Annotated in this window: 13 protein-coding genes; 7 read left to right on the top strand and 6 right to left on the bottom strand. The window is 69.1% G+C overall.

Going from position 1 to position 19102, the window contains the following annotated elements; all coding sequences use genetic code 11:
* Positions 1-53 precede the first annotated feature (53 nt).
* The 7 genes from KEG57_RS47580 to KEG57_RS55970 all read left to right on the top strand — a co-directional run bounded on the left by KEG57_RS47580 (position 54) and on the right by KEG57_RS55970 (position 9992).
* The gene (locus tag KEG57_RS47580; protein ID WP_272422673.1) at positions 54-569 is read left to right on the top strand and encodes a MarR family winged helix-turn-helix transcriptional regulator; all 516 of its coding nucleotides are present in this window, start codon (positions 54-56) and stop codon (positions 567-569) included.
* Positions 566-1474: a beta-keto acid cleavage family enzyme gene (locus KEG57_RS47575; RefSeq protein WP_272422674.1), complete on the top strand. Its 909-nt coding sequence runs from the start codon at positions 566-568 to the stop codon at positions 1472-1474. Before KEG57_RS47580 ends, KEG57_RS47575 begins: the two co-directional genes overlap by 4 nt.
* Positions 1471-2262, top strand: a complete 792-nt coding sequence (locus KEG57_RS47570) for an enoyl-CoA hydratase/isomerase family protein (protein ID WP_272422675.1) — start codon at positions 1471-1473, stop codon at positions 2260-2262. The genes KEG57_RS47575 and KEG57_RS47570 overlap by 4 nt, the downstream gene beginning before the upstream one ends.
* A gap of 9 nt (positions 2263-2271) precedes the next feature.
* Positions 2272-3831: an acyl-CoA carboxylase subunit beta gene (locus KEG57_RS47565; RefSeq protein WP_272459757.1), complete on the top strand. Its 1560-nt coding sequence runs from the start codon at positions 2272-2274 to the stop codon at positions 3829-3831.
* 264 nt (positions 3832-4095) lie between these two features.
* The gene (locus tag KEG57_RS47560; RefSeq protein WP_272422677.1) at positions 4096-4746 is read left to right on the top strand and encodes a globin family protein; all 651 of its coding nucleotides are present in this window, start codon (positions 4096-4098) and stop codon (positions 4744-4746) included.
* A gap of 50 nt (positions 4747-4796) precedes the next feature.
* Positions 4797-5750, top strand: coding sequence for a YdcF family protein (locus KEG57_RS47555; protein WP_272422843.1), 954 nt, complete (start codon positions 4797-4799; stop codon positions 5748-5750).
* Positions 5751-5765: 15 nt separating this feature from the next.
* Complete coding sequence (locus tag KEG57_RS55970; protein ID WP_272422678.1) at positions 5766-9992, top strand: serine/threonine-protein kinase; 4227 nt, start codon at positions 5766-5768, stop codon at positions 9990-9992.
* Between the two features lie 49 nt (positions 9993-10041).
* Here the strand turns inward: KEG57_RS55970 and KEG57_RS47545 are convergent, their stop codons facing one another.
* The 6 genes from KEG57_RS47545 to KEG57_RS47520 form a co-directional block, all read right to left on the bottom strand.
* Entirely contained in the window at positions 10042-11508 is a 1467-nt protein-coding gene (locus KEG57_RS47545) for a right-handed parallel beta-helix repeat-containing protein (RefSeq protein WP_272422679.1), read from the bottom strand.
* Positions 11509-11522: 14 nt separating this feature from the next.
* Complete coding sequence (locus KEG57_RS47540) at positions 11523-13139, bottom strand: right-handed parallel beta-helix repeat-containing protein (protein WP_272422680.1); 1617 nt, start codon at positions 13137-13139, stop codon at positions 11523-11525.
* A 105-nt stretch (positions 13140-13244) separates the two neighbouring features.
* Positions 13245-15593 carry a helicase-related protein gene (locus tag KEG57_RS47535; RefSeq protein WP_272422681.1) on the bottom strand — a complete coding sequence of 783 codons (2349 nt, stop codon included), beginning with the start codon at positions 15591-15593 and terminating at the stop codon, positions 13245-13247.
* 78 nt (positions 15594-15671) lie between these two features.
* A complete protein-coding gene (locus KEG57_RS47530) occupies positions 15672-16979 on the bottom strand; it encodes a multicopper oxidase family protein (protein ID WP_272422682.1) in 1308 nt (435 codons plus the stop codon).
* A gap of 18 nt (positions 16980-16997) precedes the next feature.
* Complete coding sequence (locus tag KEG57_RS47525; RefSeq protein WP_272422683.1) at positions 16998-18440, bottom strand: TolC family protein; 1443 nt, start codon at positions 18438-18440, stop codon at positions 16998-17000.
* A gap of 16 nt (positions 18441-18456) precedes the next feature.
* The gene (locus KEG57_RS47520; RefSeq protein ID WP_272422684.1) at positions 18457-18849 is read right to left on the bottom strand and encodes a hypothetical protein; all 393 of its coding nucleotides are present in this window, start codon (positions 18847-18849) and stop codon (positions 18457-18459) included.
* Positions 18850-19102: the final 253 nt, after the last annotated feature.

Below are 19102 nucleotides of genomic sequence, written 5' to 3'. Positions count from 1 at the left end.
ACTCCCTCCTTGACATTTGGTTCCGGCCCGGATATTTCGTACACGAAACATCCGTGGCAGCCTCTCTCCCTCCCGATACCAAGCCCGAGGTGGATGCGATCGTCGAGACGATGATCTACCTCTATACCGAGTCGCGTCGCCTGACGAAGGGCCTGGCGGCGCAGTTCGGGCTCACGGGCCCGCAGCTCACCGTCATCAAGCTCTTGCAGGAGCTCGGGGACCTGTCGCTCTCGTCGCTGTCCGAGCGCATCCGCGCCCAGAACAGCACGGTGACCGGGATCATCGACCGCATGGAGCGCGAGGGGCTCGTCAAGCGTGAGCGCTCGACCACGGATCGGCGTGTCGTTTACATCCGGCTCAGCGAAAAGGGCCAGAAGCTCGCGCGGGAGATCCAGGTCGAGCCCATGGAGATCTTCCGGAGCGCGCTCACGGATTTGTCGCAGAGTGATCTCGAACATTTGCTCCGGGTCTTGACCAAGCTGCAAAAGCGCGTCGTCTCGCACGTCGAGGGCCGCGTATCCGAGGTCGAGGGCGCACCCCGCGCAGGGGAAGAAGAGGAGAAGCCATGAAGGAGAAGCCGTCGTTCACGGGCGAAGCCAAGAAGCCCGGCGTGCGTGATCCCGATATCTGCGTCGTCACCTGCGCCGTCACGGGCGTCCTCGCCAATCGCAGGCAAAACCCGGGCATTCCGTACACGCCGGCGGAGATCGCCGACGAATGCAAGCGCGCCTATGACGCCGGCGCCTCGGTCGTGCACATCCACGCCCGAAACGACGACGGCGGCCCGACCTTCTCGCCGGCCGTCTTCGCCCGCATCAAGGAGGAGGTCCGCGCCCGCTGTCCGATCATCCTCAATTTCTCGACGGGCACGATCCTCGAAGACGTGTCCGATCAATGCACGTACGTGCGCGAGAGCAAACCGGAAATCGCTGCCCTCAACATGGGCACGATGAACTACGCAAAGTATTCGCCCAAGCGCAAGCAATTCGATTTCGATATGGTGTTTCCGAACACCTATTCGAAGATCATCAAGCTGCTCGAGGTGATGAACGAGGCGGGCGTGAAGCCCGAGCTCGAGTGCTTCGACACGGGGCACACGCACGGGGTGGCGCCGCTGCTCGACATGGGCGTGCTCCGGCCGCCGCTCCAGTTCTCGTTCATCGTGAACGTGCTCGGCGGCATTCCGGCGCATGTCGAGTCGCTCCAGCTCCAGACGAAGATCATGCCCGCCGGATCGGAGTGGGAGGTCATCGGGATCAGCCACGGCGCCTGGCGCATGATCGCCACGGCGCTCGTGCTCGGCGGCAACGTCCGCTGTGGACTCGAAGACCACTTCTATCTGCCGAACGGCGAGATGGCGAAATCGAACGGCGAGCTCGTGGAGACCGCGGTGCGGCTCGTGCGCGACGTGGGCCGGCGGCCGGCGACGGTCGAGGAGGCGCGGGAGATCCTCTCGCTCGGAGCGCCGCGATGACGACGGCGCGCGCTTATGGGTTTTTGGAGGTCGCCGCGAAGGAGAACGGCGCCCTCTGGATCACCCTGAAAAACCCGCCCAAGAAAAACGCCATCGGCCCCGCGATGGTGAACGAGCTGCTTTGGGCGCTCGAAGATGCGGCGAACGACGATTCCGTGCGTTCGATCGTCCTGACGGGCGCGGGCGACGCGTTTTGCGCCGGTGGTGATTTCACGCAGATGAGCTCGTCCGGTCCCTCGGCGGAATTGCCACCGAAGGGGGATTACGCCGATCTCCTGCTCGCGCTCACGCGTTCGCCGAAGCCGCTCGTCGCGCGGGTGAACGGGGTCGCGATGGGCGGCGGGGTCGGGCTCGTGGCGGCTTGCCATTTCGCGGTCGCCGCGCGCGGGATCAAGCTCGGCACGCCCGAGATCAACCGGGGCCTCTTCCCGATGATGATCATGGCCGTGCTCGCGCGCGTCGTACCGCAGCGGCGCTTGCTGGAGATGATGCTCTTCGGCGACAAACTCGAGGCCGACGAGGCGGCGGCGATCGGGCTCGTCGGAAAGGCCGTCGACGCGGATGGGCTCGACGTCGAAGTCGCGCGGATCACGGCCCAGATCGCGAGCAAGAGCCCGATCACGGTCAAACTCGGCCTCGAGGCCTTCGCCGCGCAGGCCGATCTTGCACTCGAAAACGCATTGCCTCTCTTGCGCGAGCGCCTCGGGGCCGTGCTCTCGACGGACGACGCGCGGGAAGGCCTGATGGCGTTCCTGGAAAAACGCACCCCCAAATGGACGGGTAAATGACCCATGGACATGCGTGAGCTCTTGAAGGACCTCGAGGCCCGGCGCGCCGAGGTGCGCAAGATGGGCGGCGAGGACAAGGTCGCGAAGCAACATTCGCGCGGCAAGATGACCGCCCGCGAGAGGCTCGCCGCGTTCTTCGACGACGGCGTCCATTTCGAGGTCGGCATGCATGGCACGCAGATGGGCCTCGCCGCGGGCGACGGCAAGGATCGCACGCCGGCCGACGCCGTCGTCTGCGCCTTCGGCAAGGTCGACGGCCGTATGGTCTGCGCCGCCGCCTATGATTTCACGGTCAAGGGCGGCAGCATCGGCCATACCGGCGAGGAAAAGGTCACGCGCCTGCGCCAGATGGCCCTGCGCGGCCGCTGGCCCATGGTGTGGTTCATCGATTCGGCCGGCGCGCGTATCGACCCGGGATCGAGCCACCCCGACACGATCTCGCTCTTCGCGGGCAGCGGCCACCTCTTCCGCGAGCAGGTCGTGATGAGCGGCGTCGTCCCGCAGGTCGCGGCGATGGTCGGCCCCGGCGCCGCGGGCACGGCCTACATTCCGGGCCTCGCCGATTTCGTTCCGATGGTGAAGGACATCGGCTCGATGGCCCTCGGCGGCCCGCCGCTCGTCAAGGCCATGACCGGCGAGGACATCTCCGAGCAGGACCTCGGCGGCTCGAAGGTCCATTCCACGAAGAGCGGCGTCGGCGACGGCGAATTCAAGAACGACGCCGAATGCATCGCGGCGATCAAGAAATACCTCTCGTTTTTCCCGTCGCATTGCGAGGAGGAGCCGCCGCGCCTCGCCGCGACCGACCCCACGGATCGCCGCGAGGAGTCGCTGCTCGACCTGCTCCCCGAGAACCCGCGCAAAGCGTACGACATGTACAAGCTCATCGCGGCGATCGTGGATCACGGCGAGTATTTCGACATCAAGCCCCGCTTCGCGCGCCAGATCATCACGTGTCTCGCGCGCATCGGCGGCCAGAGTGTCGGCATCGTGGCGAACCAGCCGAACCACATGGGCGGCGTGCTCGACGTCGACTCGTCCGACAAGGCCGCGCGGTTCATGCAGATCTGCGACGCCTTCAACATCCCGCTCGTGTTCCTCCAGGACGTACCTGGGTTCATGATCGGCTCGAAGGTCGAGCACGAGGGCATCATCCGGCACGGGGCCAAGATGCTGCACGTCATGAGCGCCGCGACCGTCCCCAAGGTCACGGTCGTCGTGCGCAAGGCTTATGGCGCCGGCTATTACGTGATGTGCGGCCGTGCCTACGAGCCGGACCTCATCGTCGGGTGGCCGACCGGCGAGATCAGCGTCATGGGCCCCGAGGGCATGCTTGGCATCGCCGCGCGCAAGCTCTTCGGCGACGCCCCGCCGCCGCCGGAGGTCAAGCAGCAGATGGTCGACATGCTCCAGAAGAACATCGACATCATGAAGGTCGCCGGCTGGGGCCTCATCGACGACGTCATCGATCCGCGTGACACGCGGCGCGCCGTGGCCTGGGGCCTCGAGCTCGCGCGGCACAAGCGCATCGAGCGGCCCTTCAAGAAGCGCGGCATCATTCCCGTCTGACCTTCGTGCCCCGCGAGCCCGCACGTTTTGCCGTTCGGCGCGACATCCATGTCGTTGGGACGCAAAGGTTGCGGGCTTCCCGTCGGGGCGCGGAGGATGCGCGGTGGACACGATGTGCTTGGCGTCCTCGCAACAAATACTGTCGGTGCCTGCCCGACCCATGCTAGGGTGAAACGTCGGCGCAGATCTTGGATAGAGGTCTTTGCGCTGGTGGTCGCCGAAGCATCTCTCCGCCCGGACAACAGGGCTGACCGCGAGGAAACGATGAACAACGAGCAGAAGCTTCTGGTCCAGAAGACCTTCGAGATGGTCGCGCCGATTGCGGACGTGGCCGCCGGACTATTTTACGGCCGGCTCTTCGAGGTCGATCCGTCTCTCAAGCCCCTCTTCCGGGGCGACATGAAGGACCAGGGCAAGAAGCTCATGTCCACGCTGAAGGTGGCGGTCCAGGCGCTCGATCGCCTCGATGCGCTGATCCCGACCGTCCAGGCGCTCGGTCGCCGCCACCTGGCCTACGGTGTGCGCGACGATCACTACGATACGGTCGGCGCGGCGCTCCTCTGGACGCTGGAAAAGGGCCTCGGCGAGGCGTTCACGCCCGAGGTCCACGAAGCGTGGGCCACGGTGTACGGCGTGCTCGCGAAGGTCATGAAGGACGCGGCGAACGAGGTCGCGCCGCTCTCGCTCCGCACGCCGCTCTCGCGCCGCGGCAGCGCGCATCGCATGCCCGCGGTCAAGCGTCCCTCGTACCGCCCGCCGATGGGCCGCCCGTCGATGCCGCCCGGCTCGCGCATGCCGGCCTCGATCCAGGCCCTCTACGGCGGCGCGAACTCGCAGGCGGCGCCGTCTTCGAAGAGCGGCGCGTCGCCGAGCACGCGCCTGCCCCGCATCTCGAACCCGCCGACGATCACCTGATCTCGCGCGCCTCTCGTCTTCGCTCCCACGCCGCCTTCGCCTTGCGCGGCGTGGGCCTCGCGGTCGGCCTGCTCGCCCTCGTGAACCTCGCGGGCGAGGTCGTGCGGCCTCCCTTCGATTCGACACACACCTGGCTCGGCGACGCGGATCTGCCGCGGCCGATCTTCCGCGCCCTCGAGCTCGCCTCCGCCGTTGTCCTTCTGTGGCACGCAGTGCGGCCGCTCCGCCCGGCGTGGGCGCGCCTTGGCGGGGCGATCGTGGTCGGGATCGGGGCCGCGCTCGCCGTGCGCGACGTCGCCACGTTTTACGGCGTCCTCGCGAGCGGGGCGATCCACGGCCCGGCGTTTGTACCGGCTTCCCTGGTCGTCCTGGTTTGTCTCTCCGCGCTCGCGGCGAGCATCGCGACGGATCGCGCGGATCGCCCTCGATGGACGCTCGCGCGAGCGGCCGCGTGCGGGGCCGTGACGGCGGCGAGCTTCGTGGCCATGCCGCTTCTCCTCATGGTCACGCTCGGCCCGACGCGGTACGAGCGCCGTGCGGACTGCGCGATTGTGTTCGGGGCGCGTGTCTGGGACGACGGCACGCCCTCGCTCGCGCTCTCGGATCGCGTGGACGAGGCGATTCGCCTCTACCAGCAGGGGCTCGTCGGGGCGCTCGTGATGAGCGGCGCCGTCGACGACCACAATGGTTTTTCGGAGCCCGAGGTGATGCGGGCGCGCGCGGTCGCGGCGGGTGTGCCCAAGGACGCGGTGATCCTCGACGAGGCGGGCATCACGTCCTCGTGGACGGCGCGCAACGGCGCGCTCTTGATGCGTCGCCACGGGTTTTCGCGAGCGATCGCGGTGACGCATTATTATCACGAGCCGCGGGTGAAGATGCTCTTCGAGCGCGCCGGCGTGGCCGTGTACACGGTGCCCGCGCGCATGAGCCGGCGGCTCTTGAAGGAGCCGTGGTTCATCGTCCGCGAGGTCCTCGCGTACTGGCATTCGTTCCTGTTTCAGTAGCCCCGCGCGACCCTCGTGACGCGGTGCTCGCCGGTATGGTACGACGGGCGAACACGGCCCACGGGGATCGGGGGAGGTCTTTCGGGGCCCACGAGGGGCGTCATCGACACGGCAAAACTCACCCCCGGAACGGTCCTCGGGCAGAAGTACCAGATCATCAAGCGCCTCGGCGCCGGTGGGATGGGCGAGGTGCTGCTCGCGAGTGATCTCGCCCTCGATCGATTCGTCGCGATCAAGATCCTGCGCCCCGAGCTGTCCACGCTCCTCGAGACCGACGCGCGTTTCCGCCGCGAAGCGCGCCTGCTCGCCCGCCTAAGCCACCCGAACGTGGTCGTCGTCCACGCCTTCGGCAGCGCCTCGACCGAGCTGCACTACATCGTGATGGAGTACGTGCGCGGCGAGTCGCTCGACGAACGCCTGCGCCGCGTGGGCCGGCTCGAGCCCGCGCTCGTCGGCCACGTGATGGCCCAGGTCGGCAGCGCCGTCGCAGAGGCCCACCGGAGCGGGATCGTCCATCGCGACCTGAAGCCCGGCAACGTGCTGCTCACGACCCTCGCGGGCGACGCGTGTTTCGTGAAGGTCGTCGACTTCGGCGTGGCCAAGGCGTTTGGCCTCGATGGCGGCGGCCCCGAGCTCGCCGTCGACGGCCAGGTGAGCGGCACACCCGCGTACATGGCGCCCGAGCAGATCGAGGCGAACGACGTCGACGGGCGTGCGGACATCTACGCGCTCGGGATTATGGCCTGCGAACTCCTCACGGGGGCGCGGCCTTTCGACGAGTCCGGCGGCCTCGCGCGCCTCTTCGCCGTGCGCCTCGAAGGCACCCTGACCTTGCCCTCGCGCCTCCGCCCGGACCTCGGCATCTCCGCGGGCATCGACGCCGTCATCGGCCGAGCGCTCCGGACAAACCCCGGTGACCGCTACCAGACCGTCGAGCACTTCACGCACGAGCTTTTGCGCGAGCTCCGATCCCTCGACGCGGCCGCGGGCGCCGTCGCCGATCGCCCCCCGAGCCCGTCTTCTCCCGCGCCGATCGAGCTCTCCGAGACCATCGTCGTGGGCGCCGACGGCACCCTCGGGCCTTTGCCCGGCGTGACCTCGCTCCTCGAAGGCGCGTCGCGACCTTTCCCCACGGCCGTCGGCTCGGGCGCGTGGGCGCCCCGGGAGGCCAAGGACGCGCGCTCGGTCCGCAGCGCCACGGTCCTCTACGTCGACCTCACGCTCGCCGCGCTCGACGCTTCGGTCGATCTGGAAGAGCACCTCGACTGCCTCGCCGTCGTCGGCGCGCGCCTCGAGCAGGTCCTCGCGCGTCATGGCGGCGAGACCATCGGGCCCTTCACCGATCGTGCGCTTTGCCTCTTCGGGCCCGAGGGCGCTGCCGAGAACGACGCCGAGCGCGCCCTCGACGCCGCCCTCTCGCTCCGCGCCGCGCTCGGCGCGCTCTCCTCCGACCCCACGTTCCCGCCCTCGTTCAAGCTTGGCGTGCGCCTCGGCATCGATGCCGGCCGCGTCGTCTCCACCCAGCCGCGTGGCGGCGGCGTCCCCTTCGTCTCGGGCGCGCCCGTCTTCGAGGCCCGCGGTCTTGCGCGCGCGGCTTCCTCCGGCGAGATTGTCGCGACGCACGCCGTCCTCCGCCGCGTCCGCGGCCTCTACGAGACCACGAGCGCGGGCGCCGACGTCCCCGGCCGCCGCGTCGTGTCGAAAAAATCCACCGCGTACCTCGGGACGAACGAGATCCACGGCGTCCGCATCTCGCTCATCGGGCGCGACGAAGAGCTCTCCGTCCTGCGCGCCGTCCTCGCGCGGGCCCGCATGGAGCAGAAGCCCGAGGTCGTCGTCGTCACCGGGCCCGCGGGCGTCGGCAAGAGCCGGCTCGGCATGGCGCTCGTCGAGGAGCTCGAAGAGCGCGAGGGCGAGAGTTACTACTTCGAGATGGGCCGCTCGACCCCGGCGGGGCAAGGCGTCCCGTACGAGCCGTTTCTCCAGGCCATCCGCCACCGCGCGCGGGTCGTCGACGACGACGGCCCCGAGCAGGTCCGCGCCAAGCTCGATCACTACATTCGCCGCTACTGCGCCGTCGATCCCACGACGCTCGGCGAGGCCGAGGTCGAGCTCGGCCGGAGGATCGGCGCGCTGCTCGGCGTGGGCACGAGCGGCGACGCGACCGCCGATCGCGATGTCGTGGCCGGCGACGAGGCGCAGAAAAAGGTCCTCTTCGACGCCGTGGCCGAGGCCTACCGCAGGCTCGCGACCCGCACGCCGCTGCTCTTTTTGCTCGAAGACTTCGCGTGGGCCACGGCGACCACGAAGGCGCTGCTCGGCCACGTGATCGAGCGCCTCGCGGGTTGCCCCGCGCTGTTTGTCCTGGTGAGCCGCGCCGAGGGCGCCGCCGCGCCGGATCTCTCGTTCCTCCGCGATGCCGCGGGCACCGTCACGATCCCGGTCGAGCCGCTCGAAGACGACGCGTGCGAGGCGCTCATCCGGCACGTCCTCCGCGCGCTCATCGACGTCCCCGCGGGGCTCGTGCGGCAGATCGCGGCGCTCGCGGGCGGCGTGCCGCTGATCGTCGAGGAGACCGTGCACCAGCTCGTCGACGAGGGCGTGCTCGTCGTCGGCGAGGGCACGTGGCGGCTCTCCTCGTCGCGGGCGGCGAGCGTGCGCCTGCCCGAGACGCTGGAGCAGCTCCTCCTTGGCCGTCTCGATCGGCTCGAACCGCGCCTCAGCGAGGCCGTGGAGGCCGCGGCCGTGGCGGGCCGGAGGTTCTGGCCGTCGCTGCTCGGCGAGCTCCTGGAAGGGCGCTTCGAGCCGCGCTCGCTCGCCGAGCTCGTGCGCCGCGGCATCTTCGCACAGCGACGCGACGCGATGCTGGCCGGCGAGCTCGATTATGCGTTCACGCAGGCGGCCTTGCAGGAGGTCGCGCAGCGGCGCGTGCCCAAGGCGCGAAGGCGCGCGCTCCACCGGGCCGCGGCGCTCTGGCTCGAGCGCGCCACGGGCGGCTCTCCCGGCCCGCACGACGACCTCATCGGCCACCATTTCCGCGAGGCCGGCGAGCTCGCCCTCGCCTTGCCGTACAAGCGCCGCGCCGCGGAGCGCGCCATTCGCACCCACGCCATCGAGGAGGCCGTCAGGATGCTCGAAGCGGCGCGCGAGATCCTCCTCGAAATGCCCGCCTCGGCCATGGACGAGGCCACGCGGCTCGGCGAGCTCCTCTCGCTCGCGGGCAGCCTCGCGCACGAGCTCGTGCTCGCGGGCAGCCTCGCGCGCGCCATCGAGGTCGCCGACGACGCGCTCGCCCGCGCCGGTGACCGCGACGATTTCGCCGACGAAAAGGCTCGCGTGGCCATCGAAAAAGGCTGGGCGCTCGAACACCGCGGGCGTTATGCGGATGCACGAGAATCGTTTGTCCGAGCAGAACAATGGCTCGGCGAGGACGAGAGCCTGCTCGCGCTCAGAGCGCTCACGGGCGCGATGGGGGCGAGCGTGCACCTCGGGGATCACCGCGATTGCGCCGAGCGCCTTCGCCGCGTCCTCGAATCGCACGAAAAAGGCGACGCCGCCGCGCGCACACAGGAGTGGGAGCGGGCGCTCTCGTCGGCCTACCGCGTCCTCGGGAACGGCTATCTGCACACCGGCCGGTACGACGAGGGCGAGCCGACCTACCAGCGGGCCATCGATCGCGCCATCGCGGCGAACGCGCCCGTCGAGGCCGTCGACGCTTACAACGGGCTCGCCGCGCTCCATTACTTCCGCGGCCGCCTCGATCTGGCCGAATCCACCTGGCGGGCGGCGCTCGAACAGACCGAGCGCTGGGACCTCGTCCAGCACCGCTCGGTCATCCTGAGCAACGTCGGCGAGCTCGAGCTCGCCCGCGGCGACGCCCGCGCGGCCATTCGCACGCTCTCGCGGGCCGAGGTCCTGCACCAGCGGCTCGGCTCTTTGCGTGGCCTCGCCGAGGCGCAACGCGCGCTCGCCGAATGCCACCTCGTCACGGGTGAGCTCGACGCGGCGAAGGGGCATGCCGAGCGCTGTATCGAGCTCGCGGACCGCGTGAGCTCACCTTACATGCGGGGCACGGCGCGCCGCACCATGGCGCGCGTGCTCCACGCGCGCGCGAAGGGCGACGGATCGGCGCTCGCCGAGGCGAGCCGTTTCCTCGACGAGAGCATTTCGATCTTCGAATCGGCGAACATGGGCAAGCTCGCCGAGGAGACGAGGGCGCTCGCGGCGTCGTTATCGGGCTGAGAGAAGGGGAGGCGGGCGCGCGCCGAGGGCGGCGCCCGCCGGGGTGGGATCACAGATCGGACGTGTCGACGCCGACCGGGAAGGCGGGCGCGACCGGCGGGACGTCGGTCTCGTTCGTATCGAGGGCGAGACCGTCCGTGTTCTGGACGATGATCGACCCCTCGTTGTTCTTCTCGAACGTGTTGTTCGTCATGACGCACATATTCGCCGCCCCGAAGAACAATGCGCCCACGCGCGCGTTCGAGCTGATCGTGTTCTTGTCGACGTGCGCGCTTGCGCCCGCGTACACGCCGAGCCCGTCGCCGATCTTCGTGGGAATCCCGTTCGCCATGATTTCCCCTGCGATCGTCCCGCTGATGCTGGGATTCTGCACGATGATCGCCCGGGCATTGTTGGTCACGCCGATCCCGACGTAATGGTTCCCCTCGACGCGGTTCTGCGCGATTCGAATGCCCACGCTCTGGTCCTCGTTCGGGGCGGTGCCGGCGCTCGATTGCACCCAGATCCCGGCGCCGCGCTTGGTGTCGTCGGCGTTGGCGACCACCTCGTTTTGCACGATGATCCCGCGCGCCTTCTCGCCCGAGAAGAGAATCCCGACGCGGTCGTTGCCCTCGATCACGTTCTTGCTCTCGGGCTTCTCGCCGCCGATCTCCACGTAGGCCTCGCCGACCAAGCTGTCGCCGATCACCCGGATGCCGTCCGCCAGCTCTCCGGACATGCGGCTCTTCGTGTTCTTCACCTGGTTCTGCACGATGATCGCGCGCGTGCCGAGGATCGTGATGCCGCCCTCGGCATTCTCGGTAATCTCGTTCCCCACGAGCGAAACCTCGCCGAGCGTGCTCTGCACCCAGATCCCCGCGAAGCCGCCGTTTTGCACGATGATGCTGCGCTCGACCTTCGCCGCCGCGGCAGCGTTGGCGTACACGCCCGCGCCCTCGGATTGCACGATGATCGACCGCTCTACGATGATGCTGCCGCTGTCCGTGGCCATCACGCCGTGGCCGTCCTCGTTCACCGCGACCGTGCCCTCGATTCGTGAGTCCTGGAGCACTGCGTTGCCGTTCTTCTGCACCCAGATCCCGGCGCCCTGGGGCTTTTGCACGATGATCCCGCGCAGGACCACGGTCGAGCCCTCCACCGTGATCGCGTACGGCGAGGGCGCTTGCACGATGATGCTCGCATTCTCCGGCTCGCCGCGCGTGTTCGCGCCGAGCACCTCCACGGTCTTCGTGATGCTCAGGTTCTCGGCATACGTCCCGGCGTCGACGAGCACCGCGCCGCCTTGGGCCGACGCGTCAATCCCCTGCTGAATGCTCGCGAATGGCCGCTCCTCCGAGCCGTCTCCGTCCCGCGCGCCGCAGGTCGCGGACACGTACACCACGCTGCTCGCGTTCTTGGGCGCGTCGGCGTACGTGCCGCAGGCGGGCGTCGCCAGCGAATTGTCAGCCCCGCAGCCCCCGATCGGCAGCGCGGCGAGCAGTGCAGCCAGACGTACGAAATGCAATCGGTTCGTCATGGTCGTCCTTCCTTTCACGGCGTATCGAAGGTTTCGTGGGGCACGGGGTGACCGGCCTGTCCGGCCGCGACGATGTCGATCTTCCCGTTGTCGAGGAGGGTATTCATTTCGAGGAAGGGCATCTCGGGCGTGTTTTGCACGATGATCGCGTATTCACTGCCCGAAATGGTGTTCCCCTGGACCGTCGTGCCGCTCGCCGAGCCCTCTAGCAAAACGGCCGAACGCCCGTTCGCCGCGAGCACGTTGTTCTTGATCGACGCGTGACCGCCGCCGAACACCACGATGCCCTCGCCCGCGTTCGCCGTCACGCCGTTCGCCGTCCACGGTTTTGCGATGGCGCTCCCGATCGACGGGTTCTGCACGATGATCGCCCGAGAATTGCCGCCCACGCCGATGTTCGCGAAGCCATTGCCCGAGGCGACGTTCTGCTCGATCGTGATCGGCGCGAGCGCGCCGGCGCCCGATTGCACCCAGATGCCCGCGCCGCGCTTCGCCGTGTCCGCGGCGCCGTTGCCCTTCACGGTGTTCTGCACGATGATGCCCCGCGCGTCGCCCGAGAACAGGACGCCGAGCCGCGCATTGCCACTGATCTCGTTGCCTTGCAGCGAAGCCTCGGCGAAGCCCTCCGACACGCCATTCACGAAATGCTCGGCCACGACGATCCCGTCGGCGCGGTCGTCGCCGTTTCCGCCGACGGCGGTCTCTCCGATCGTGTTCTGCACGATGATCGCCCGCGAGCTCAGCACCGAGACGCCGGTCCCCGCGTTCGCCGCGATCATGTTGCCCGAGAGCGTCACGAACCCGCTCGAACGCTGCACCCAGATCCCGGCGACGCCCTTGTTCTCCGAGATCGTGCTGCCCGTGATCGTGCCGCGCGAGCCCTGCATGAGCACGCCCGTGTTGTCCGATTGCACGATGATCGTGCGCTGCACGATGATGCTCGCGTCGTCGGTCGCGAGGATCCCGTTCCCCCGCTCGAGCTCGGTTCCGCCGCTCTTCTCGGCCTTCGTCACCTTCGACGCGTCGATCGTCGCGGCGCCGCCTTGCACCCAGATCCCGGCGCCCTGGGGGTTCTGCACGATGAGCCCGCGCAGCGTGACGTCTTTCGATTGCACGATGATCGCGTTCGGGGCGGGCGCCTGCACGATGATCGAGGCCTCCTCGGCGGGCGTCTCGGGATCGGTGCCGAGGATGGTCAGCGGCTTGTCGATCACCACGTTTTCGGGGAAGATCGACTTGTTCATCAGCACGAGGTAGTCACCCGGCGCGCTGCCCTTCACCGCCTCCTGCAGGCTCGCGAAGGGTTTGTCCCGCGTGCCGTCACCCTCTCCGGGCTTCGCGGTGCAGATCGACGACACGTACCGCACCGTGGCGCCCGCGGGGATCTCGCCGACCGTGGGGTATTGCCCGATCGCGCAGTCGTCGTCGCCGCCGCCGCTCATCGAGCCGCCTGCGCCGCCGGAGCTGAAGGTTCCATCGCCGCCCCCGCCGCCGCTGCCGCCCGTGCCCCCGGTGCCGCTGGACTCGTTCCTGTCGGGCGCGCTCGCGTCCGCCGGGACCTGGAAACAGCCCGCAGTCATCCCCACGACGCCACACAAAAGCAAACCCGCACGCATCCACGCGTCACGCATGAGACGGACCTCCGCTAAGGAAAAAAAGTAGGCACCTGACTATAAATGCCGGCGCCCCGCGCCACAAGGCGGCTCGCGGATCCAACGCACGTTTTCGAGCAAATCTTACGCTTTCGCGGCGCGGTCGGGCTCCGGGGATTCCGCCTCACCGCGCGCCTCGCCCAGGATCGCCGCGCCGACCTTCGCCGCTTCTTTCGCCGGACACCCGAGCCATCCCGCGAGCTTTCCCGCCGGAGGCAGGCCCCCGTCCGCCTCGATCGCCGCGAATACTTTCTCGACCACGTCCGCGCGCACCGCGCGAGGCCCGAAGACCGGATATCCCACGGCCGTGTGGAGCGACATCTCCGCGAGCCGCGTGATCGGCATCGACACCACGCTCGGCCCCGGCGCCCGCGGCGCCTTCGCCCCCGCGAACGCGCAGACGAGCGCGCTCCGCCGCGACAGGGCTGGCCCCTTGAGCATCGCCGGCACGTAGAGCACCCGCGCGCCCACCACGATGCCCGCCGCGGCGAGTTTGTCCCGGTCTTCCAGCGCGAGTTCGGCGATCTGCGCGGCCGCATCCTCGGCCCTCGCCGTCCCGAGCCCCTGTTCGAGCTGATAAAGGATCCCGCGCGCCGCGGCCCCGAGCCCGCGCGGCGCGTGCGCTCGCAAGGGCGCGCAGAGCTCCTCCACGAGGTCGCGCGCGAACGCCACGAGCCGCCGCGTGATCCGCGCCCGCGCCCCCGCGCCGAGCTCCGGCAACGCCGCGAGCTTCACGTCCGGCAGGAGCAAGCTCGATCCCCGCACGAGCCGCCCGAGCTCGCGCCCATCCTCGAACGTGACCCGCCCCGATTCATCCACCGCGATCGCCGCATGCCGCGCCGCGACGACGGACTCCACCCAGCGCGCCTCATCGGTCGAAGCCCCGCCCGCCTCGCGCGCCTGCGGCGCTTTGAGCGCCGCGAGCTTGCCGAACGGATTCGCCTTGTCCATCGCCCGCAGCTCTGCCCGCGTGGGCGCCGCTTTTCGCGTGGGGCTCTGTACCGCTCGCGCCTTGTTCCCGCCGCCGCTTTTCTCGACGAACCGCTGCACCAGCCGCTCGTGCAGCGCGTCGCTCAGCCGATCCTCGATCGCCGCGGTTCGCTCCTGCCACGCCGCCGGATCCTTCACCCAGCGGCCTTGATGCGACACGTACGTCCACGTCCGGATCGCCGAGATCCGCGCGATGAGCGTATCGATGTCCCCGGCCGGATCATCGATCTCCCGCACGCGCTCATCCATCCACGTCTCGTCGATCCACGCCCGTGGCCCCGCGAGGTGGGCGAAAATCTCGGCGAGCAGCGCGACGTGGGATTCGAAGAGCAGCTTGCGATAATCGGGGATCCGACAAACCTCCCAGAGCAGCTCCACTGCCTCAGGGCCCTGCGCCCGCGCCCGGATCGCTGGATCCTGGGCCAGCCGCGCGAGCGCCGCCGCGTCCTCGGCGCTCTCCTGCAGCACGAGCGAGCGTCGCCCCGGCGAGCGCTTGAGCGAGGCGAGCAGGCCATCGATCGAGCCCGTGTCGAGATCCGCGTTTCGCCAGACGAGCCGCCGCACCGCAGGGAACCTGTGCGCCTCCACGGCGTTCGCGAGGCCCTGCGGCAGCGTCAGCGGCGCGAGCGTGCCGAACGATCCATCACTCGTGTAGCGCCCGGCGCGCCCGGCGATCTGCCCGATCTCCGCGGCTTCGAGGTCGCGCACGTCGCGGCCGTCGAACTTGCGCAGCGCCGCGAACGCCACGTGTTTCACGTCGAGGTTCAGCCCCATCCCGATGGCGTCGGTCGCGACGATGTACTCGACCTCGCCCGACTGGAACATCGCGACCTGCGCATTGCGCGTGCGCGGCGAGAGCGCCCCGAGCACCACGGCCGCGCCCCCGCGCGTGGCCCGCAGCCGCTCGGCGACCTCGTAGACCTCCTGCATGGAAAACGCGACGATCGCGCTCCTTTGCGGCAGCCGCGCGAGCTTCTCGGCCCCGGCGAAGGCGAGCCGGCTGAGGCGCGGGAACGATTGGATCCGCGCCGCGGGCAGGAGCTCGGCGATGATCGGCTGCATCGACGCGGCCCCCATGAACCAGGTCTCCTTCGTGCCGCGGGCATCGAGCAGGCGTTCGGTGAACACGTGCCCGCGCTGCGGATGCGAGGCGAGCTGGATCTCGTCGACCGCGACGAACTCGACCTCGAGGTTCCGCGGCATCGCCTCGACCGTGCAGACCCAGTATTGCGGCCGGCGCGGGATGCGTTTTTCCTCGCCCGTCACGAGCGCGACGCGCTCCTCCCCGAGGCGCGCCGTGATGCGGTCGTAGACCTCGCGCGCGAGCAGCCGGAGCGGCAGCCCGATCATCCCGGACTCGTGCTCCAGCATGCGCTCGACGGCCCGGTGCGTCTTGCCGGTGTTCGTCGGGCCGAGCACGGCCGTGACCGCAGAGCCAATCATCGCGGGGCGAGCGTAGCGCGGACGGCGGGAGGCGCACGCGAGGGGACGGGAGCGGCAAGGGGGCGCGGCTTCGCGCGGTCAGCCGAACTTCACATCCGGATCGATCCCATCCGCCTTCAACTGCGCATCCTCCGCGCGATCGGCCACGGTGCCCTTGGGGTGCTGGTACCAGCCTTTCGGATCGGCCGTCTCGGGGTTGTCGCGGACCTTCAGGATCGTGAACATGCCGCCCATGTCGATCGAGCTGAACGGACCGGGCCCGCCGCCCATGGGGATCGAGTTTTTCGGCACGGGCATGCCCATCTCGGCCATTTCGCCCATGCCGGTTTGTCCCATCGTCATGTAACCGGGCAAAAGGCTCTGCACCTTGGGGTCGATCTTCCGCGCGTCGGCCCCGACCATGACGGGCATCCCGTGGCCCATCTGGTTCATCACGTGGTGGGTCATGTGGCAATGGAAGGCCCAGTCGCCGAGCTCGTTGGGAACGAACTCGATGACGCGCGTGCTGCCGACGGGCACGAGCACGGTCGTCTCTGGATGACGCGCGGCGGCCGGGATTTCGCCGCCGTCGGTCCAGGTGGTCTCGAAGGTCAGGCCGTGGAAATGGATCGGGTGGTGATCCATCGCCGAGAGATTGCCGAACCGGATGCGCACGCGCTCGCCGCGGCCCACGAGCAGCGGCTCGGTCCCGGGGAAGGCTTTCGAATTGAACGTGAGCACGTTGAAATCATTCATCTCGTTGGGATCCGGCCGGCGCGAGCCCGGCGTGATCTTCCACTCGTGCGTCATGAGCACGAAATCCCGATCGACCGGCGGGCCTTTCGGCCGCTTCGGGTGCACCACGATCATCCCCATCATCCCGAGCGCCATCTGGGTCATCTCGTCGTAATGGGGGTGATACATGTACGTCCCGGCGTGCCGGAACGTGAACTCGTAGACGAACGTCTCCCCGGGCTTGATGGGGCGCTGGTTCAAGCCCGACACGCCGTCCATCCCGTTCGGCAGGATCACGCCGTGCCAGTGCACCGTGGTCGGCTCGGGCAGCTTGTTCGTCACGTAAAACCGCACCCGATCGCCCTCGACGACCTCGATCGTGGGACCGATCGTCCGGCCGTTGTAGCCCCAGCAATCGCCCTCGAGCCCCGGCGCGAACGTGTGCTTCACGGGCATGGCGACGAGGTGGCCGATCTTCACGCCGTCCTTTTCCTTGAGGGGCAACGTCACGCCGTTCGGCGTGGTGACGGCGACCTGTCCGCCGGGGAAGACGGCGCGTTTCGGCGCGGGACGCGGAGGCGCGGCGCCGGGTTTGTCCTGCCCAAACGCTTGGGAGGCGAGCAAGGCGCTGCCGGCGGCGACCCCGAACTGGACGAATTTGCGGCGATCCATGGTGTTTCTTCCTTGCAATCAGTGTCCGGCGGCAGCGCTGTCGCTTCCGGAGGGGAGGTTCGTTCGCGACGCGCCGGCGGGGCCAAGCGCGAGGCCGCGGTGGCGGCCGGCGAGGATTTGATCGAGGGCCGCGCGCGCATTCCAGTAATCGAGCAGCGTCTCGACGTAGGTGAGGCCCGACTGCGTGACCTGGCGCTGGCTCTCGAGGACCTGAAAGACGCTGACCTGCATGGCGTTGTACTGGAGCAGCGTCTCCGCGAGGGCCTTTTCGCGCGCCGGCAGGACGGCCTCGCGGTAATGGCGCGCGCGTCGGCCCGCGGATTCGACGCGATTCAGCGCGGAGCGTGTTGTCGCGCGGAGCGACGTGGCGGTCGCCAGATACCGCTCGCGCTGCGCGCCGAATTCGGAACGAGCGCTCAAAACCGTGCCCTGGTTGCGATCGAAGATGGGCAAACCTACCGTGACGTGGCCGCCGATCTCCCACGCAAGCTCATCCCGCTCGCCGTGGAACCCGCCGGAGATGTGGGGGAGGGTGCCCTCGGTTTGCGCGAGCCCGGCGCGTTTCGAGGCGACACGCATGCGCGCCTCGAGCTCCTGGAGCTCGAAGCTCGCCGCGACGGCGCGTTGCTCGATTCGCTCGGTGGGGAGTGCTTCGGCCGGCGGATCCGGGAGCTTTGCCTCGACGGTCCAGTCCGTCTGTCCGCCGGACAAACCCAGCGCGACGTTCAGGTTTTCGCGTGCGTCGAGCAGGCGGTTTTCCGCCTCCGCGACATCCACGCGCGCCGACTCCACCGCGGCCCTTTGGGTGGCGAGATCCATCTCGGGGAGATTGCCGACCCGGTGGAGCTCCTCGGCCGCGGAAAAGCCGGCCTGGAACGCTTTCAGCGCGCGGACGCGGAGGTCGAGCTCCTGCTGCCGCGCCTGGACCGCGTAAAACGCCGTCCGCGTGGCGTAGGCCATGTCGAGCACCTGCCCCGCGACGCGCAGCCGCTCCGCCGCGAGCTCGGCCTCGGCGACGCCCTTGCGCAGCGGGAGCATCAGGAGCCCGGTGAGGTTGTATTCGATCCCGATGTCGAGCTGGAGCGGCTGCGCCGGATCGTTCGGGCGCCGGACGCCGAGATCGATCTCGGGGTTCGGCGGCAGGCCCGCCTGGACGAACCGACCGCGGGCGATGCCGATCTCGTAAAAGGCCGCGCGCAATTCGCGGTTCTGCGCGAGCGCGATGCGTACGGCCCCGTCGGCGTCGAGTGGCTTCGAGAGGAGCTTCGGCACCTCCGCCGCGGTTTTCTCCCAATCTTCGTCCTCTCCGGGCACGGACACGGCGAGATCGGGCCGGTTTCGCGCCGCGAAAATGTCGTTCACCTCGCCCACGTGCTGGGGAAGCGTCCCGCTCGCGCAGCCGGCGGACAGGCCCAGGGCGAGCAAAAGCGCACCGAATGAAAAGAGAGACCTCGTCGTCATGGCAAATTCCATCCGGTCAATGTTTGTGGCCGCGATGGCCTTCGTGGCCCGTGGCGGGCGGCGCGGGGGTTTTTCCGCCGTGGCTTCCGTGATCGTGGCCGCCGTGGTTCATGCCGCCGTGATCTCCGTGGTTCATTCCGTGGCCGCCGTGGTTTCCGTGATCGTGGCCGCCGTGTGGATGCCCGGAGCCGCCCTCGTCCTCGGAGGCGGGAAGGACGCACGGCTTTTCGGGCACGCAGACGCTGGCATCCCGCGGATCCGACGCCGCGAGCACCGCCGCGACGGGGGGACGGGGCGCCGGGGACGCCGCGGGAGATGCGGGAGAATCCGGCTGGAAGGCCGAAGGGACCTCCGGCCCGCTGCAGGCGGATGCGAAGAGCAGGGCGAGCAGGCCCAGCGTGGTCTTCATGCGTCGACTCCAAGTTCCTTCTGAATTCGGCATCACGATCGGGGAGGGGGGTGGATTCGGGCAGGCGGCTCCGGTTCATCGCGCGGCATCCGCGTCTGCGCAACCCTCGCCCTTGCCGACGCAGGACGGAGCCGTTGATTACAGTCGTTCGCCGAGGCTCTCGTCGCCACGCCGCCGCGCGGCGCAGCACGCTTCGTGCCAGGGCAGAGCCCTCGGTTTTCCCGGAGCATCACGCGCGGGTAGGGCACGGGGA

The sequence above is a fragment of the Polyangium jinanense genome (assembly GCF_028435365.1).
The sequence above is the reverse complement of the archived record's forward strand: the minus strand, read 5'-3'. Positions and strand labels throughout refer to the sequence as shown.

Bases quoted from the DNA above. Each gene is read 5' to 3' on its own strand.
- KEG57_RS47575 (WP_272422674.1), top strand. From the start codon at position 566: ATGAAGGAGAAGCCGTCGTTCACGGGCGAAGCCAAGAAGCCCGGCGTG.
- KEG57_RS47570 (WP_272422675.1), top strand. From the start codon at position 1,471: ATGACGACGGCGCGCGCTTATGGGTTTTTGGAGGTCGCCGCGAAGGAG.
- KEG57_RS47565 (WP_272459757.1), top strand. From the start codon at position 2,272: ATGCGTGAGCTCTTGAAGGACCTCGAGGCCCGGCGCGCCGAGGTGCGC.
- KEG57_RS47560 (WP_272422677.1), top strand. From the start codon at position 4,096: ATGAACAACGAGCAGAAGCTTCTGGTCCAGAAGACCTTCGAGATGGTC.
- KEG57_RS47545 (WP_272422679.1), bottom strand. From the start codon at position 11,508: ATGACGAACCGATTGCATTTCGTACGTCTGGCTGCACTGCTCGCCGCG.
- KEG57_RS47540 (WP_272422680.1), bottom strand. From the start codon at position 13,139: ATGCGTGACGCGTGGATGCGTGCGGGTTTGCTTTTGTGTGGCGTCGTG.
- KEG57_RS47535 (WP_272422681.1), bottom strand. From the start codon at position 15,593: ATGATTGGCTCTGCGGTCACGGCCGTGCTCGGCCCGACGAACACCGGC.
- KEG57_RS47530 (WP_272422682.1), bottom strand. From the start codon at position 16,979: ATGGATCGCCGCAAATTCGTCCAGTTCGGGGTCGCCGCCGGCAGCGCC.
- KEG57_RS47525 (WP_272422683.1), bottom strand. From the start codon at position 18,440: ATGACGACGAGGTCTCTCTTTTCATTCGGTGCGCTTTTGCTCGCCCTG.
- KEG57_RS47520 (WP_272422684.1), bottom strand. From the start codon at position 18,849: ATGAAGACCACGCTGGGCCTGCTCGCCCTGCTCTTCGCATCCGCCTGC.